14 protein-coding genes and 3 tRNA genes are annotated in these 17371 nt (G+C 60.7%); 3 read left to right on the forward strand and 14 right to left on the reverse strand.

What is annotated here, in order from left to right:
- Window positions 1–68: 68 nt before the first annotated feature.
- Window positions 69–145, reverse strand: a tRNA-Arg gene (locus AACO21_RS04075).
- 138 nt (window positions 146–283) lie between these two features.
- Here AACO21_RS04075 and AACO21_RS04080 point away from each other — a divergent pair.
- Both AACO21_RS04080 and ettA read left to right on the forward strand, forming a co-directional pair.
- Complete coding sequence (locus AACO21_RS04080) at window positions 284–817, forward strand: RcnB family protein (protein WP_346191215.1); 534 nt, start codon at window positions 284–286, stop codon at window positions 815–817.
- An 87-nt stretch (window positions 818–904) separates the two neighbouring features.
- On the forward strand, window positions 905–2569 hold the full coding sequence (gene ettA, locus AACO21_RS04085) for an energy-dependent translational throttle protein EttA (RefSeq protein WP_346191216.1): 1665 nt from the start codon (window positions 905–907) through the stop codon (window positions 2567–2569).
- Window positions 2570–2637: 68 nt separating this feature from the next.
- Here the strand turns inward: ettA and AACO21_RS04090 are convergent, their stop codons facing one another.
- From AACO21_RS04090 to AACO21_RS04110, 5 genes are all read right to left on the reverse strand, one after another.
- On the reverse strand, window positions 2638–3864 hold the full coding sequence (locus tag AACO21_RS04090) for an OFA family MFS transporter (RefSeq protein ID WP_346191217.1): 1227 nt from the start codon (window positions 3862–3864) through the stop codon (window positions 2638–2640).
- A gap of 231 nt (window positions 3865–4095) precedes the next feature.
- A complete protein-coding gene (locus AACO21_RS04095; RefSeq protein WP_346191218.1) occupies window positions 4096–6387 on the reverse strand; it encodes a TonB-dependent receptor in 2292 nt (763 codons plus the stop codon).
- 211 nt (window positions 6388–6598) lie between these two features.
- Window positions 6599–7081 carry a TlpA disulfide reductase family protein gene (locus AACO21_RS04100; RefSeq protein WP_346191219.1) on the reverse strand — a complete coding sequence of 161 codons (483 nt, stop codon included), beginning with the start codon at window positions 7079–7081 and terminating at the stop codon, window positions 6599–6601.
- Window positions 7081–8196 carry a sialidase family protein gene (locus tag AACO21_RS04105; RefSeq protein ID WP_346191220.1) on the reverse strand — a complete coding sequence of 372 codons (1116 nt, stop codon included), beginning with the start codon at window positions 8194–8196 and terminating at the stop codon, window positions 7081–7083. Before AACO21_RS04105 ends, AACO21_RS04100 begins: the two co-directional genes overlap by 1 nt.
- A 260-nt stretch (window positions 8197–8456) precedes the next feature.
- Window positions 8457–10514: a TonB-dependent receptor gene (locus AACO21_RS04110; protein ID WP_346191221.1), complete on the reverse strand. Its 2058-nt coding sequence runs from the start codon at window positions 10512–10514 to the stop codon at window positions 8457–8459.
- Window positions 10515–10729: 215 nt separating this feature from the next.
- On the opposite strand from AACO21_RS04110, the gene AACO21_RS04115 reads away from it, so the two are divergent.
- Window positions 10730–10957: a hypothetical protein gene (locus AACO21_RS04115; RefSeq protein WP_346191222.1), complete on the forward strand. Its 228-nt coding sequence runs from the start codon at window positions 10730–10732 to the stop codon at window positions 10955–10957.
- A 45-nt stretch (window positions 10958–11002) separates the two neighbouring features.
- Here the strand turns inward: AACO21_RS04115 and AACO21_RS04120 are convergent.
- The 8 genes from AACO21_RS04120 to AACO21_RS04155 form a co-directional block, all read right to left on the reverse strand.
- Window positions 11003–11077 (reverse strand) — tRNA-Thr (locus tag AACO21_RS04120).
- Between the two features lie 47 nt (window positions 11078–11124).
- Window positions 11125–11200: transfer RNA gene (locus AACO21_RS04125), tRNA-Asn, on the reverse strand.
- 74 nt (window positions 11201–11274) lie between these two features.
- The gene (gene ylqF, locus AACO21_RS04130; protein WP_346191223.1) at window positions 11275–12195 is read right to left on the reverse strand and encodes a ribosome biogenesis GTPase YlqF; all 921 of its coding nucleotides are present in this window, start codon (window positions 12193–12195) and stop codon (window positions 11275–11277) included.
- A gap of 1 nt (window position 12196) precedes the next feature.
- Window positions 12197–12445 (reverse strand): molybdopterin converting factor subunit 1, encoded by a 249-nt coding sequence (gene moaD, locus AACO21_RS04135; protein WP_346191224.1) that lies wholly within the window; start codon window positions 12443–12445, stop codon window positions 12197–12199.
- The gene (gene glp / locus AACO21_RS04140) at window positions 12442–13653 is read right to left on the reverse strand and encodes a gephyrin-like molybdotransferase Glp (RefSeq protein WP_346191225.1); all 1212 of its coding nucleotides are present in this window, start codon (window positions 13651–13653) and stop codon (window positions 12442–12444) included. Before glp ends, moaD begins: the two co-directional genes overlap by 4 nt.
- Window positions 13653–14153: a molybdopterin-guanine dinucleotide biosynthesis protein B gene (gene mobB / locus AACO21_RS04145; protein ID WP_346191226.1), complete on the reverse strand. Its 501-nt coding sequence runs from the start codon at window positions 14151–14153 to the stop codon at window positions 13653–13655. Before mobB ends, glp begins: the two co-directional genes overlap by 1 nt.
- A 17-nt stretch (window positions 14154–14170) precedes the next feature.
- Window positions 14171–15358: a hypothetical protein gene (locus tag AACO21_RS04150; RefSeq protein ID WP_346191227.1), complete on the reverse strand. Its 1188-nt coding sequence runs from the start codon at window positions 15356–15358 to the stop codon at window positions 14171–14173.
- On the reverse strand, window positions 15351–17291 hold the full coding sequence (locus AACO21_RS04155) for an ATP-dependent DNA helicase (RefSeq protein ID WP_346191228.1): 1941 nt from the start codon (window positions 17289–17291) through the stop codon (window positions 15351–15353). The genes AACO21_RS04150 and AACO21_RS04155 overlap by 8 nt, the downstream gene beginning before the upstream one ends.
- Between the last annotated feature and the right edge of the window lie 80 nt (window positions 17292–17371).

Here is a 17371-nt window from a genome sequence, read left to right on the forward strand (position 1 = left end):
CTCCCCAATTTCTCCCCACGCAAAGCAAAAAGGCCAATCAATTGATTGGCCCCAGTGCTTGTTCTGAATGGCGCGCCCGGAGCGATTCGAACGCCCGACCCCTTGGTTCGTAGCCAAGTACTCTATCCAACTGAGCTACGGGCGCGCTGTCAGAGCCGCGCATTATACGGACATTCAGCGAGAACGCAAGCCCTGTTTCGCGTTTTTTGCAGCGGGGACAGAAACAGCACTAAACTTGGGGAATCCTGATCGCCACGCCACCGTTTTCATGAGGACGAAAGCCATGACCGCCACGTTCAAGCAACGCGCCTGCTGTGCCCTAACCTGCCTCCTTTTAGGAACCAGCCAATCCGTGCTGGCTGACAAAGGCGGCAAACACGGACACGGGCATGGCCGGGACGATGACCGCTACGAAGAACGTTACGATGATCGCCGCTATGATGACCGCCGTGGTGACCGCGACCGTTATGACCGCGATGACCGGCGCGATGGCGGCATCAATATCAACATCCGCTTTGGCGACGACGATCGCCGTGCCATCTACGACTACTACGGTGATCAGCGCCGCAGCGGCCACTGCCCGCCGGGCCTGGCCAAGAAAGGCAATGGCTGCCTGCCGCCGGGTCAGGCCCGCAAATGGCAGCGTGGTTACGCGCTGCCTCAGGACATCCGTTATTACCCGATCCCGGGCGACCTGCGTGGGCGACTGCCCCGTCCGCCTGCCGGTTACGACTATGTCCGCATCGGTGCCGATGTGTTGATGATTGCTGTCGGCACGCGCATGGTGGTCGATGCCATCGAGGACATCCTGCGCTGATCGCGCTGCAATTTAGGCGATAATAATGCGTGAAGGGCCCGGTTGCCGGGCCCGCTTTGTTTTCAGCAATCCCTACAAGGTATTTTCATGGCCCAATACGTGATGTCCATGCTCCGCGTGAGCAAGGTTGTGCCGCCCAAGCGGCAGATCATCAAGGATATTTCCCTTTCCTTCTTCCCCGGCGCCAAGATCGGCCTGCTCGGCCTGAACGGCGCAGGTAAATCGACGGTTCTGAAGATCATGGCCGGCGTCGAGAAGGAATACGACGGCGAAGTGCAGTGGCAGCCGAATCTCTCCATCGGCTACCTGCCGCAGGAACCGCAACTCGACGCCGAAAAGACCGTGCGCGAGGAAGTCGAATCCGCCCTAGGCGAAGTGATGTCGGCCCAGGCCAAGCTGGACGAGGTCTATGCCGCCTACGCTGATCCGGAAGCCGATTTCGACAAGCTGGCTGAAGAACAGGCGCGCCTCGAAGCCATCATCGCCACCTCCGGCGCCGACACCGAGCACCAGATGGAAATCGCCGCCGACGCGCTGCGTCTGCCGCCCTGGGATGCCAAGATCGGCGTTCTGTCCGGCGGTGAAAAGCGCCGCGTCGCCCTGGCCAAGCTGCTGCTCTCCAAGCCGGACATGCTGCTGCTCGACGAACCGACCAACCACCTTGATGCAGAATCGGTTGAATGGCTGGAACAGTTCCTCGTCCGCTTCCCGGGCACGGTGGTTGCCGTCACCCACGACCGTTACTTCCTCGACAACGCCGCCGAATGGATTCTCGAACTCGACCGCGGCGAAGGCATCCCCTGGAAGGGCAACTACTCCTCCTGGCTGGAACAGAAGGAAGAACGCCTGGAGCAGGAACAAAAGCAGGAAGCCGCCCGCATGAAGGCGATGAAGCAGGAACTCGAATGGGTCCGCTCCAACCCCAAGGCGCGTCAGGCCAAGTCCAAGGCCCGTCTGGCCCGCTTCGAGGAAATGTCCTCCTACGAATACCAAAAGCGCAACGAGACCCAGGAAATCTTCATCCCGGTCGGCGAGCGCCTGGGCGACCAGGTCATCGAATTCAACGGCGTCACCAAGTCCTTCGGCGACAAGCTCTTGATGGACAACGTCAGCTTCGCCATCCCGCCGGGCGCCATCGTCGGCATCATCGGCCCGAACGGTGCCGGTAAGTCGACCCTGTTCAAGATGATCACCGGCCAGCAGCAACCGGACGCCGGCGAAGTGAAGATCGGCCAGACCGTGAAGATGGCCTACGTCGACCAGTCGCGCGACTGCCTCGACGGCAGCAAGACCGTGTTCGAAGAACTCGCGCAGGGCAGCGACATCCTGCAGATCGGCAAGTTCGAAATGCCGAGCCGCGCCTACATCGGCCGCTTCAACTTCAAGGGCGCCGACCAAGGCAAGCAGGTCGGCAATCTCTCCGGCGGCGAACGCGGTCGTCTGCACCTGGCCAAGACGCTGATGGCCGGCGGCAACGTCCTGCTGCTGGACGAACCGTCGAACGACCTCGACGTGGAAACCCTGCGCGCCCTCGAAGACGCCCTGCTTGAATTCCCGGGCTGTGCGCTGGTCATCTCGCACGACCGCTGGTTCCTCGACCGTATCTGCACCCACATCCTGGCTGCTGAAGGCGAGTCGCAATGGACGTTCTTCCCGGGCAACTACCAGGAATACGAGGCCGACAAGAAGGCCCGTCTGGGTGAAGAAGGCGCCAAGCCCAAGCGCATCCGCTACAAGCCGATTTCGCGCTAAGCGCAGCGCAGCTCAAAAAAATCGCGGCCTCGGCCGCGATTTTTGTTTGGGCTTGAACCCCCGCCCGCTCAGGCCGGATTCAGGCTGACCTCCCGCGGTGCGGGCGGCTTGATGAAGAAGGCGATGACCAAAGCCAGCAGGCACGACACACCGCCGATCAGGAACGCCGTGGTGAAGTCGCCGGTCGCATCCTTGACCATGCCGGCCACAATCGGCGCCCCGATGGCGGAGATGCTGAAGGCCAGCAGCAGCACGCCGTAGTTGGTCCCGAGATTCTTGGCACCGAAGAAATCCGCCGTCGTGGCCGGCATGGTGCCCAAAATGCCGCCGTAGCAAAACGCCACGATCCCGATCCCGACCAGGGAGCTGATGCCGGTCAACTGGCTCAGGAAGAGCATGGTCGTCCCGGAAATGCACAGAATCCCCATGATCGTTCTGAGGCGGCCCAGCTTGTCCGAAACGGTGCCCCAGATGAAACGGCCGGCCGCATTGCCAATCGAGATCAGCATGATGGCCATGGTGGCCACCGTATCCGAAAGCCCCGCCTGGACGGCGAGAATCTTGCCGAACGGGATCACCATCAGGCCCGACATCGTGCCGATGAGCAGCACCATGGCCAAGGCGTAGAACTGCGGTGTCGTCAGCATCGCGGCCGGCGGATAGTTTCTCGTCACGGCAGCGCTCGCACCGGTGGTCGGCGGCACCCAACCGGCCGGCTTGTAGTTTTCAGGCGGGTTCTTCAGAAAGAAAGCCGCCCCCACGACCATGCACCCGAACAGGATGCCCATGATGGCGAAGGTCCCGAGCACGCCATAGGTGCTCACCCACGTCTTGGCCGCCGGCGTAAAGACCAGTCCCCCTGCCCCGAGCGAGCCGACGACCAGGCCGGTGATCATCCCCTTCTTGTCCGGATACCACTTCGACAGACAGGCAATGATCGGCGTATAGATCATCCCGACGCCAAACCCCATCATGGCGCCATAGGACAACCAGAGCAGCCAGATCCGGTCAGCAGTGACCCAACTGGCCAGATAGACCCCGCCACCGATCAGGAGGCCACCCACCGCCGTCACCTCGCGCGGGCCGAATTTATCGACAATCCGCCCGCCCACCACCGTACCCAGACCAAAAATGCCGAGCGTGAGTGAAAACGTGAACGCGGTCGCGGTCTGCGTCCACGCGAACATGCTGACCAGAGGCCCCTGAAAGACGCCCCAGATATACACCGCGCCGGAACACAGCATGACCAGCATGCCTGCCGCTAAAACCAGCGCCCGATTTCCTGCTTTTTCCATGATGACTGCTCTCCTTGTACTGCTGTTGTAATTAAAAACTTAGTAATGAATTATGGTGACATTCTAAGACAAAGCGGGTCATGACAGCGGAAAGGAGAGAGACGATTCGTCATTGCAGCGCAAGGAAAGGCATTTTTGGCACTGGGCGACGGTCGACCGTCTGCAACACGCCGAAAGCACAACAAAAAGCCCGCCAAACTGCAGCGGGCTTTGGATGGGTTCTGCCCGCGCTCAGAAACTGACATTCACCCCGGCATAGAGCGAACGGCCCATACCCGGGACGGCCACGCCGTAGACCGGCGCCGTGGTGCCGCTCCAGGTCGTGCTGCTCGAGAGCGACATGGTCGAACCCTGGCCGATGTAGGCGCCGCCGAGCGGCAGGCCGTATTGCTTGTTCAAGGCATTGTCGAGGCCAATGTCAAAGCGGACGTTCTGCCAGCGGTAGCTGGAGCGCAGGTTGAGCAGGCCGTAGCCGGCCGTCTTGATCTCGCCACGCGTGGCCGAGACATCGTCCTTGCCACTGACCAGCTGCTCCTCGACGGTGTTGGTCCAGTTACCCAGGCGGTGTTCCAGTACCAGGCGCGCATTGAGCGGCATGATGTTGTACAGGTTGTCGCCGGTATCGTGGTTCTTGCCACGGGTATAGGCCAGGCTGCCGCGGAAGCTGAACTCCCCCACGCCGGCCACCTGGGCCAGACGGGCCGATCCGGAGACATCGATCCCGTAAAGGTGGGCCGTCTGGTTCACCAGGGTCAGGTAGTTGTATTTCCCGGCGGCACAGGCACTGCCAGTCTTGGCCTGGGCGCAGGTGGCGTCGATGTAGTTGTCGACATAGCTGAAGTACGGCGTCACGCGCAGCGACCAGTCCTGCTTCGCGGCATCGTGCCAGTTGCCGGTCAGGCTGAAGGTATGGGCGACTTCCGGCTTGAGATCCATGTTGCCGACGTAGCCATTGCCGTCATTGACCCAGTTGTTCATGGTCATCGCCATGCCGCCCACGCCCCAGGTGTAACGCTCATAGAGGCTGGGCGCGCGGGATTTGCGGGCATAGCCGCCTTCGTAATCCTGGGTGCTGCTGGCGGTGTAGCGCGCCATGGCACTCAGGTCGACCAGGGTATTGCTGCGGCTGCGCTCGCTGGCGTTGAAGGTGGCAGCAGCGGTGCGGTCGGCAGCCTGCATATTCAGCATTGCCACGGTGGCATTGGCATCACCGGTATTGGCGTAGGGACGGACGGTTCCCGTGTCCATCTCGACCTGGCTGATGCGCATGCCGAGCAGCGTCTGCCATTGCGGCGTCCAGGTGGCTTCCCATTCGCCGAAGAGGTCGCGCCGATCGCGCTTGCCATTGTTGATGTTCCAGAAGGTGTTGGGCGACATCCCGTTCGAATTGGCCACCGGGTCCCACCAATCGTCCAGGCGATAACGCTGAACTTCGCCGCCGACGCGTAACAGGTCGCGGGCAGAGAGCGGCAGCGTCGCCTTGACGTTCACGCCGGTGGTTTTGCCTTCGGTCGTCATCGGCATGCCGGCAATGTTGGCCGAGGCACCGAACCAGTAGCGCTTGTCATCGGCAAAATCCATCTTGTGACGGGTGTGTTCGTTATACACACGCGCCTCGAGCTTGCCCCAAGCGTAATCGCCGGTGTAGCGGGCATTGACCTGAGTGCTCTTGTTGTCGGTCATGTCCATGTGCTGGTTCGGGAAGCCCTGATTCGGAATGTGCTGGTAACCCAGGCGCAGATCGAAGAGATGCTGGTCGAGGCGATAGGCCATGCCCAGTTGATGGTTTTCCGTCTTGTAGGCGCTGGACGCCACTTCATCACCGGCGATGACACGCGTGCCGCCGCGCAGGTTCGTGGCATTCACATCCGGCTTGAAGGCCTTGGCCGAGCGATAGTTGTTCGACTCGGCCGTCGCGCCGCTATAACGCAGGCTGAAATTCTCGGTGGCCAGCGTGGCCGAGGCATTGACGCCAAAGGCATCGCCATTCGAGCGGTAATAGCTGCCCAATTCGCCCGTCGTCAGCACGCCCTCTCCCGCCTTGGCAAAACGCGGCGCCTTGGAACTGACCTGAATGGCGGCGCCGATGCTGTCGCCACCGGCGCTGACCGGGCTGACGCCGGTATAGACCTTGATCTCGTCGACATGGCTCGGGTCGATATAGGACAAGGGCGGGTTCATGTGATTGGCACAGGCCGAAATGAGGTCCATGCCATCCACCGTGATACGCAGGCGATCATCGCCCAGGCCATGCACGCTCGGCAGGCTGGAAACGCCCCCTGCCCCCTGCAGGAAGACGCCCGGCACATCGCGCAACAGTTGCGCCGTATCGCTCGTCGCCACGCCCAAGTCACGCACCTGGCGGCCGGACAATCGGCTGTTCTCGGGCAGATCCGCAATGCGCTGCCCGGTGACCACGACCTCGCCCAAGGAAGACGGGCTGCGCTCGGCGACCTGGGCCTGAGCCGTAGCAGCAAAGGCCGTCGCCAATGCCATGACCAAAGGATGAAAACGATGCTGCATACCGAACTCCCTGACACATCTGGTTATCAAGGGCGGCATTATGGAAAAGCGAACAAAATCCGGGAATGCGACACGTTGTCGCAGTCAAAATGAACTAGTTCACCGATTTTTGTGCATTTTTTGCCGAAAAAATGCACAAAACCGCGCCGGCAACGGTCAACGTCACCGGAACGGCTTTTTTCGGAGAGAACCGCCGGGAAGGCAGCGAGTGTCAGCGCACGTTAGCCGCAATCCAGTCGCGCAAACGCGCTTCGGGCACGACACCGGCGAACGCCTCCAGACGATGCGCGGCATCGTAGAAATGCGTGCGGGGCAATTCGCCGTACCAGCGGCGATCGATATCCATGCGCAGGCGCTCTGGGATGGGATCGGCAAAGACCCATTGCGGCACCTTGCCCAAGCCATAACGGGCTGCCAGGCGCTGTGTTTCCGGGCCGTCCTCCGGCGTATCGGCGGCCACCAGCACGACATTCAGGCCGGGATGACGGCGCTTCAGGGCGCCCAGGGTTTTCAATTCAGCCGGACAATGCGTGCAACCGACCGACCAGAACGCCACGATCACCGGCTTGCCGGCGTGCTGGGCGAGAATCTCCTGCAAGCTGCCGACCACGAACGGCTGCGGAGCGGCCGCCTGCGCGTTCCCGAAAAATACCCCCAGGCACAGCGCACAATACAGTTTCAGCCAGGTCGGCATCAGGGCACCTCGCGCAGATCGATCACCCGGACACCTTCCGCCGTGCCCCAGGCCAGCAGGGGGGTGCGGGCGCCCTGGACAAAGAGCGGCAGATCGGTCGCCCCTTCCGCCTCGGCCAGCGTCACCGGGGCCGACCAAGTCGCACCGCGATCTGCCGACTGCATGCGGCGCAGGCGATAGACCCGCCCATCGAATTCGCGCCAGACCACATTGACCTGCTGCGCATCGGCATGCACCGTCGGATGCCCGGCCTGGGCATCGAGGTTACCAAACGGCAGTGGCGCACTGAATTGCGCCCCTTCCGCGTAGCGGTAAAACAGGCCCATGCCCTTGGCGCTGCCGGTAAACCAGACGTAATGCCGGCGCCCCGCCGGATCGATCGCCAGATCACCCCCGTGGTGCGGGCAGGCGGCAATTTCCCAGCCATCCTCGCTGGCCCGTACAACGGGTGCCCCCGGCTTCAGTTCAGCCGTGGCGAAATCCCGCACGCCACCGGCAAACAGATGCCGCCATTGCGCCACCGCCGTGCCATCCGGCCCGATCGCCAGGCCGATCCGGCAGCATTCGCAGGTATGGTCGGCCAGCTTGGTATTGGCCGACCAGGTCTTCCCGAAATCGCGGGAGGTGGCGTAATACAGCGCCGAACCGGCGTACTTGCCGCCCTTGCGCTGCGCGGCGCTGCGCTCGCGACCGTCGAGCCAGGCGACCACGACATTGCCCTGGGCATCCATTTTCATGGCATTGAAGCCATGGCCGACTTCTTCACGATGGTCATTGACGTTGACCGGCGCCGAAAAGCTGCGCCCGCCATCTTCCGAACGTGTCATCCGTACATGGCTGGTATGGAGTTTGGGCAGGGCTTGCGACCAGGACACCAGGACCACCTCACCCTGCACGGCAATCACCGGACGGCTTTGCCCGTCGGCCAAAATTGCCTCCGGCTGGGCGTTGACCGCCGCCATCTCGGTAAAGGTTCGCCCGCCATCCAGAGAACGCGCCAACCAGAGTTGCCCCTGGCGCATGCTGACCGACCACAGGCGGCCCTGTGCATCCAGCGCCACCGATAGCGCCGTCCCCTTTGCGGCAGCCAGACGCGCCTGCCAATGCTGCGCCATGGGCGAAGCAACCGGATGTTCATGTGCAGCAAGATTATCCGGTTGAAGGATACCTCCGACAACCACCAAGGCCGAAAGCCATAAATGCGCTTTTTTTAACATAAATTACCAAGCTTGTTGGATTTACAAACGACTCAAATTCCGGTGCCCACAGAACAACATTGATACGATAGCTATCTATAGACAATAGAGTTGGAGCAGCATTTCAAGGCAAATAAATCCTTAATCAATACCACCCCAATCTTTCAATGCCAGAAAAATCACATCTTTATTTCGATGCCAGTAAAAAAGGAACGCCCATCTCCAGGAGCAAATTGAGCCTGATCTTTCCCTGCAGCATCGATAATTACACCGGTACTGGCAGCATAAGGCCTATTGGATAGATTACGGCCTTCAATAAACCATGAGATATCTTTTTCCAATTGCCGCCCAGCCTTGACACCCCAAATTGCATACGAATCTGCAAACAAGGTATTTTTCAAATCAACTGCGTAACGCTGCGGAGACCAATCAAGATTTGCAGCGATATAGTAACCATGAGGATTCCGCCACGTGATTTCAGTTCTCGAAAAATGAACAGGCAACCCTGCTAAACGATTGTTCCCGTAAGTTGGGTCATTATCAAACCGGAAATCATTCCACATATAGGTTTCACGCAGTTCCAGTTCCGGCAGTACGCGCCAAGCAGCAGACAACTCGATACCCTGATGGCGCGTCTTTGGCGCATTAATCGTTGCGGTCTGCGATCCACCTAAGTTATAACTCAGTAGTTCATCCTTCAATTGAGCACGATAAAAAGTGGCATCCCAGGCAAAGTCACGAGAATGACCACGAGTACCAATTTCTGCAGTCTGACCACGCTGCGCCTTCAAATTGGCGGTCACATTTGTCAACGTAGTAGACATTTCCCCAAACGACGGCGGTTCGTAACTACGAGAAAGGTTACCGAAAATTTGCGCTGTAGGTGACAAGTCATAACGAACACCCAATTTAGGATTAATGCCTTGGTAGTCGCGATCAAAGCCCTTGTCTGAACTTGCTGTGTAGGTCACATCAAGCTTTCGAGTTGCTCGAACAGCCTGAGCTCCCGCCACGAAGACCCACTGATCTGTGACGTGATGCTGATTCTCAAAATATACGTCGAGATTCTTCGAGTCTTGAATATCAGAGCGCTGCAAAGTCCCCCTGCGCCCACTCAGATTCTGCCACTGCCTGTTATCTGTTTTCCCCCAAGTCGGCATAACACCAAAAGTAAATTGGTTGCGATTCCCTGCCAAACTTGCTGTTGTAACAAATCTAAATTCAACCCCATTATCATTGTTGTTTTGGTCGATAACCTGAAAAATAGGGTGAAATAAATTCTTGCTACTATGAAATGCACTTAATTCAATCCGACTTTCCGACGACAAACGGATCGTTGTTTTATTAGCAATCCTATTCAATTCAATATCGCGCTTCTGATTCCCTGACACACTCGTAGAGTTTGCTTGACGCGGATTATTATCCAGCTGAGCCTTGGTCAAGCTTCCTGGTAATTCGGAGTTCGATTTAAAATGCCCAAGGTAGAAGCGGGTTTCAGTATTTTCATTAACCCGCCAGCCAACATTACCTAGAAAACGATAGGTTTCTTGGCGCGCATGCTCTCGATAGCCATCTTGAGAAAAAGTACCAACCGCGGCATACGCATCAACAGGCCCTGCTACACCGCTGGCACTAGCGAAACTACGACGGTAATCGAAAGAGCCGACTTCCTGACGTGCTCGAAACCGCTCCCCATCATAGCCAGTCGGCGAGACAAAATTGATGGCCCCCCCTAAGGTACTTGCCCCGTACTGTAATGCATTGGCACCACGCCAAACTTCTACGTAACGCGCAGCCAGCGGCTCCATAGCTTGAAAATCAAAACTTCCATCAGTCAAATTGACAGGAATCCCATCCTGCATCAGCTTAATCCCTCGCCCATGGAATGTGCGCTGAATCCCTGAACCACGAATGGAAATACGTGACTCTTCAGCCCCAAAGCGAGACTGAACAAAAACACCAGGGGACCCACTCAATGCATCCTGAAGGGTAGACGTCCGACTAGCCTTGTATATTTCTGCATCAATCAAATCCACCCCTCCAGGGGTCGTCTTGATTCTTTCTTTAGCAACATCCATCCCGGGTGCAGTCAGGCTAAGCGGAGCCTGCTCCCCTTGAGCACTCACACGCACTTCTGGCAGTATCTTTTCTTGATTGGCGATAGCAGACCCAATCAACACCGAGTACGCAATAAAAACAGCCTGAGTACAGGCATTAAGCTTGAAAGTATGCTGCATTTTTCCCTCAACTATATTGTTCCAGGCGGATCTTAATTGGGAAAAACAACAGACAGGTGCGACAAATTGACGCAGACACAAGGCTTTACTTTAGACAGATCAAAAAAACACAAAATTAGAATAAATTAATAATTTAATGCAAAGCATTAAAACTTATCGGAACAAACAGAATTGCATATTAATGCGTCACAAAATAATTTATCAATAAAGCACCCATGCCCCCCGATTTTGCCGTTGCCATCGCGGTCGACCGTAAGCGCTGCGCCAGTTGCCGGCGCTGGACGGGTGCGCGCGTTGCGGGCGAGCCGGGTACGGTGCGGGTGGTTGCGGAAACGGATACCGGCCTCTGCCATGGCGGGCCGTGGGATGGCTCGGAACGGCGGGCGCGCTCGGCATGCGGACATTGGGCCTGCTGGCCGGTCCTGATCGATTCGGAAAGCTGAAAAGAAAAAAGCCGCTGCTGCGGCTTTCATCATCACCAGAAGAACTGGTGCCCATGGGCAGGATCGAACTGCCGACCTCTCCCTTACCAAGGGAGTGCTCTACCACTGAGCCACATGGGCATTCACATGAAAACGGCCCGCATTACTGCGAGCCGCGATCAATTCTTTGGCTCCCCGACCTGGGCTCGAACCAGGGACCTACGGATTAACAGTCCGGCGCTCTACCGACTGAGCTATCGGGGAACAACTTTTTCGTTAGCCGTTGTTGCTAACGAGGTGCGCATTATAGACCAGTTTCTAAAAAGCGCAATACTTTTTTAAGATAAATCTTCCGAAAGCGGTGCAGCGTCAGGATCTTCGACGAAGGGCTCGGTCAGGGAGGCCAGGCGTTCGGCGCGCAAAGCCGGGGTTTCCAGCGTGATGCGGCCGAGCGTACCGGTGCGGTAATCGTTGAGCAGGATGCCCGAGGCCTTTTCCAGATCCAGTTCGCCGCCGCGCCCCTTGAGGATGCAGCCGCGCTTTCTGGCCACGGCTTCGAGCACGGCCACGGCATCCATGCCCTCGGTGGCAAAGCCGTAGCGCGCCTTGAGCAAGCCTGGATAGTTTTCGAGCAGGTAGCCGGCAAGCCAGGTGGCGACTTCTTCATCGATGTAGGCATTGACGCCGACCGCATGGCTGGCGGCCAGCATCAGGCCATCGACCGGATGTTCGATCTTCGGCCAGAGCATGCCCGGGGTGTCGTAGATGGTCAGGCGCGAGCTGATGTCGATGCGCTGCTGGCTCTTGGTCACGGCCGGCATGTCACCGACAGCCGCCACCTTCTTCTTGACCAGCGCATTCATCAAGGTCGATTTACCGACGTTGGGAATACCCATGATCAGGAGGCGCAGCGGCTTCACGGCGTCGCAGCGGTGCGGCGCCAGCTTCTGGGCGAGCGATGGGATCTTGGCGACATCACCCGCCTTCTTGCAGGAGATGGCCACGGCGGTGACGCCCGGCTGCTTGGAAAAATGCTCAAGCCAGGCCTTGGTCGCCACCGGATCGGCCACATCGGCCTTGTTCAGCAATTTGAGGCACGGCCGCTGGCGGAAGTGGCGCAGCTCGTGAATCATCGGATTGCTCGAGGCCTGCGGCAGACGCGCATCGAGCACCTCGACCACGACATCGGCCACGGCCATGGTTTCTGCCGCCTTTTTGCGGGCCGAGGTCATGTGCCCCGGGTACCATTGAATCGCCATCTCAGCCTCCGGTGACCGGCGGGAAGAAGGCGACTTCATCGCCCTCCGCCACCGGGGAATTCAGTTTAGCCATGTCCTGATTGACGGCACAGCGCAGATTTTTGGCCGTGGCCAGGGCATCGCGCCCCTGCCCGACCAGCCAGTCGCGCAAATCGCCGACCGTTTTGACCGTTTGCGGCAGGTCGACCGTCTCGCTGGCCAGACCGAGGCTTTCCTTGAGGCTGGCGAAATACAGAATGGTGATGCTCACGACAGCAGCTCCGAGAAAGGAATGAACGTCACGGCGTCGCCGCGGGTGATGGCCTGTCCCGGCGCATTGACGACCAGGCCGTCGCCCCAGCACAGCGAGGTGACGACGCCGGAGCCCTGATTCGGGAAGAGTTCCAGCTGACCGTTGGTACCGATCCGGGCACGCAGGAATTCGGTGCGTTTGGGGTCCGGGCGCGGCCAGTCGAAACCGGCCGGCAACGTGAAGCGGGCGGCGTTAAGGGCATTGGCGCCCTGCAATTTGAGCAGGAAGGGGCGCACCAGCATCAGGAAGGTGACAAAGGCCGAGACCGGATTGCCCGGCAGCCCGATGAACCAGGCCTTGCCGCCTTCCGGCTTGTTGACCTCGCCGAAGGCCAGCGGCTTACCCGGCTTGATGGCGAGTTTCCAGAGGTCCAGCCGGCCCTCGGCCTCGACGGCCGGCTTGACATGATCTTCCTCGCCGACGGACACCCCGCCGCTGGTCACGATCAGGTCGTTTTCGGCGGCAGCCCGCTTCAGGGCATCGCGGGTCGCGTCAAAACGGTCCGGCACGCTGCCCAGATCGCGCACCTCGCAGCCCAGCCCTTCGAGCAGGGCGCGCAGCGCGTACCGGTTGGAGTTGTAGATGGCGCCCGGCGGCAGCGGCTCGCCCGGCTGCACCAGTTCGTCACCGGTAAAAAAGACGCCGACGCGCACGCGGCGCAGTACCGGCAGTTCCGGCAGGCCCGCCGAGGCGGCCAGCGCCACATCCTGCGCACGCAGGCGGGTACCGGCCCGGAGAATCTCGGCATCGACGGCGATGTCTTCACCGCGCCGACGGATGTTTTCACCGACACGCGGCACCTGGTTGAGGACCACGCCGCCCTCCCCGTGCTCGCAACGCTCCTGCATGATCACCGCGTCGGCACCGGCCGGCACCGGCGCGCCGGTGAAAATGCGGGCGGCCGTCCCGGCTTGCAGCGGCATCCCGACCGTACCGGCCGGGATACGCTGGCTGACCGGCAGGCACACGCCTTCCGCTGTCACATCGGCGGCGCGCACGGCGTAACCATCCATCGCGGAATTATCGAGCGGCGGCACGGCGACGGTCGACCGCTGGTTTTCGGCCAAAATGCGCCCGGCGGCGGCTTCCAGCGGCACGCGGCGGATTTCTTCGACCGGCGAGACAGCGGCCAGCAATTGCGCCAGGGCGTCGTCAAAACTGAGCATCAGCGTTCCTTCAAATTCAGGCGGGCCATCACGAAATCCGCGATGGCATTCATGTCGTTCAGGGGCAGGACCGGCAGGGCGGTCTCCAGCGCCGCATCGGAGGCCACGGCGACAATGTCGTTGCGCTCGGGAAAAAGCGGCGGCTTGCCGTTTTCTGGCCGATAGACTTCCAGCTTGGGCACCGGTTCCTGCTTGAAGCCCTCGATCAGCACCAGATCGCAGGGCGAGAGACGGCCGAGCAGCTCGCTCAGCGTGGTCTCGGCTTCCGTCCGCCGTTCGTGCATCAGCGCCCAGCGGTCGTTGCAGGCGAGCAGCACCTCGCTGGCGCCCGCCTCGCGGTGGCGGTAGGAATCCTTGCCCGGACGGTCGATGTCGAAACCGTGGTGGGCGTGCTTGATGACCGAGACCTTGAGGCCGCGGGCGGTGAGCACGGGAATGAGTTTTTCCAGCAAGGTGGTCTTGCCGGAGCCGGAATACCCGGCAATGCCAAAAACGTTCATGGCGGGATTTTACGCTTTCAAGCCGGGAAAACCGGGGCAAAACCGCCGCCCGGCGTCCGGAAATTGGTGGTTTGGCCCTGATACAGACGGGCGGCAAACAGTTGCACCTGCCCCTGATAGGCGTAGGCGCGCAGATCGGCCTTGAAGGACTGCGTCTCCGCGCCCACCGTGACCGGATGCTCGGAGGGCGGCACGATTTCCTGCGCAATGTAGCCGCCTTGCAGGATTTCCTCGAAGACGCGCTTGGTCAGCTTGTCGCCGCGATAGGTGGCGCGGCTGCCGAAACCGGCCGCCGGCTTGAAGAACCAGCGCTTGCGCTCGGCCCAGAAGCGCTCGGCCCAATCGGGATCGTCCGGCCCGGCCTCGACCGCCACCGTACGCGGCACGCCGGCCAGGATGATCCGGCGCAGATTTTCCGGCACGCCGAGTTCGATCAGGCTGGACTCATCGGAGAGCAACATCAGGTTGCGCTTGTCGGCCAGCAGCGCGTGCGCCCGCGGATGCGGCGTCACGACCACCCCGCCCGCCTGATACACCGCCGCCAGATGGGCGTGCGCCGGCGCTGCTAGGGCAAAGTCGGTGAGGCGGTTGTAGATCAGGTCGACCGGCTGGCCGGCGTGGCACAGACCATCGCCCGCACGCACCAGATCGGCCGGGTCGGCCACCACGGCGGCGATGCCGTGCGCCTCGAAAAGCTGCTTGAAGAGCTGGAATTCCGGTGCCAGATACTGGCTCGCCGGCTGTTCATCAACGATGGCAATGCGCGTCAGCGGCACATCGCCGCGCGCCGCCGCCCATTCGGCGCGGAACATGGCGACGATGGCAGCTTCCAGCGCCGCCGCTTCGGTCTGCCGGCCATGCGCCTTGAGGAGCAGCGCGTTGAGCAGCGCCCCGCCCGCGTTGGTGTTGATTTCGATGAGTTTGGGGCCGTCGACCGTCAGATGCACGTCGTAGCCGAAAAACACGCCCTGCGCCGCTTGCGGCAGCTGCGCGATGGCCGGCGCCCAGGCGAGCACCCGGGCTTGCCAGGCGGGCAAGGCGGCCACGGCATCGAGCGCCGCCACCAGATCGCGCGTGGCGGCCAGCGCCGCAGCGGGCAGCGCCAGCGCCGTCAGCGAAAACAGGGCCGGATGCGTTTCGGCCATCGCCGTGGCATCCAGGCCGGCGGCGCTCAGCGCGGCATCGAGTTGGCGGCGTTCAAGCATGACCGGCATTCCGTTGATGGAAGAAATCGAGCACCACTTTCAGCTCCTTGGTCCGTTTCATCGGCGGCAGACTTTGCCAGACGCGACGGCCATAGGGCTTTGATAAAAGTCGGGGGTCGCAGATCATCAGCACGCCACGGTCGTTCTCGTCGCGGATCAGGCGGCCTGCGCCCTGCTTCACGTTGATCACGGCGCGCGGCAGCTGGTATTCGATGAAGGCATTGCGGCCCTGCTGCTTCATCTGCTCGATGCGCGCCGAGAGCACGGGATCGTCCGGCGGCGCGAAGGGAATCTTGTCGATGACGACCAGCGAGAGCGCCTCGCCGCGCACATCCACGCCTTCCCAGAAACTCTGGCTGCCGACCAGCACCGCATTGCCGAGCCGGCGAAAGCGTTCCAAGAGTTCGGTCTTGCTACCCTCGCCCTGAATCAGTAGCGGCAGATCGAGCCCGGCGGCCTCCATGCGTTCCTTGAGCAGCTCATGCGTGCGGCGCATGGCGCGCAGGCTGGTGCACAGGAAAAACGCCCCGCCCCCCGCCGCCTCCAGCGCCGGAAACGCGGCATCGACCACGGCTTCGGTGTAGTGGTAGGCATTCGGCTCGGGCATACCGAGCGGCGCGTACAGGATGGCCTGCTTTTCGTAATCGAAAGGGCTCTGCCAGCAACCGGCATCCGGATTGCCCAGCCCCAGTTCGGCGCAGAAATGATGGAAACGCCCCTGCACCGCCAGCGTGGCGGACGTAAAAATCCAGGCACGCGGATGGCCGCCCATCTGCTTGCGGAAAATATCCGCCACATCGAGCGGCGTCGCGTTCAGTTGCAGCGATTGCGTAAAAGCCTCGGCCCAGCGCACATAGCCGTCGTCGGTCATGGTGCGCCACTGGCCGATCTTGAGCAGCAGTTCATTGGCCCGCTGCCAGCATTTTTCCAGCCCTTCGGAACGCTGCGCCTGACTTTCGAGAATCTTGGCAAAGCGCGCCAGTTCTTCTTCCATGGCTTGCAGCGCCGGATCGAATTCGTCGATTTCCTGCAGTTGACCGTAGGCGAAGCGCCCGCTGTCGATGCCGACGGCCAGGCGCAGGTCGCGCGTCACTTTGTCCAGCGTGCGGACGCCGGATTGCAGGTCGAGGCAATCGCGCGCCGAGGCCAGGCCTTCGGTGCGCGCATCGCGGGCTAGATCGATCAGCTGCGAGGTCGAAACCGACTCGCCGAAGAACAGGGTCGCCACCTCGGGCAACTGGTGTGCTTCGTCGAAGATCACCGTGTTGCAGGCGGGCAGCAGCTCGGCCATGCCCTCGTCGCGCAGCATCACATCGGCGAAAAAGAGGTGGTGATTGACCACCACGAGGTCTGCCGCCATGGCCTCCTTGCGCGCCTGCAGGACAAAGCATTCCTTGTTGTTCGGGCAATCCTGGCCCAGACAGTTGTCACGCGTCGAGGTGGCCTGCTGCCAGACCGGGGAGGTTTCATTGACTTCCAGACACTCGGCCTTGTCGCCCGTCTGCGAGACCTTGGCAAACACCGAAATCCGGCGCGCATCGGCCGCATCTTCACGGCTCGTGAAGCGGCCATCGGCAATCGCCCGCTCCAGGTGGTAATGGCAGACGTAATTGGCCCGCCCCTTCAGGAGCGCGATCTTGACCGGTGCCTTCAGGACATCGCGCACCATCGGCAAGTCCTTGTTGAACAGCTGGTCCTGCAAGGTCTTGGTCCCGGTCGACACAATCACCTTGCCGCCCGACTTCAGCGCCGGCACCAGATAGGCAAAGGTCTTGCCCGTGCCCGTGCCTGCCTCGGCAATGAAGGCCGTGCACTGCTTGATCGCATCCGCGATGCGCTCGGCCATCTCCAGTTGCTGGGGACGCACGCGATAACCGCTGATGGCACGAGCCAGGGGCCCGTCGGGAGAGAAGATTTCGGAGAGGGAAGCCAAGGAAAACTGCCTGAAAAATCAGGCGCGATTCTAACAGATGCAGGGGCGAGGCCCGTCGCTCAAGGCAAGCAGCAAGGAGC

The sequence above is a fragment of the Dechloromonas sp. ZS-1 genome (assembly GCF_039649255.1).
In the GTDB taxonomy this organism is placed as follows: Bacteria; Pseudomonadota; Gammaproteobacteria; order Burkholderiales; family Rhodocyclaceae; genus Azonexus.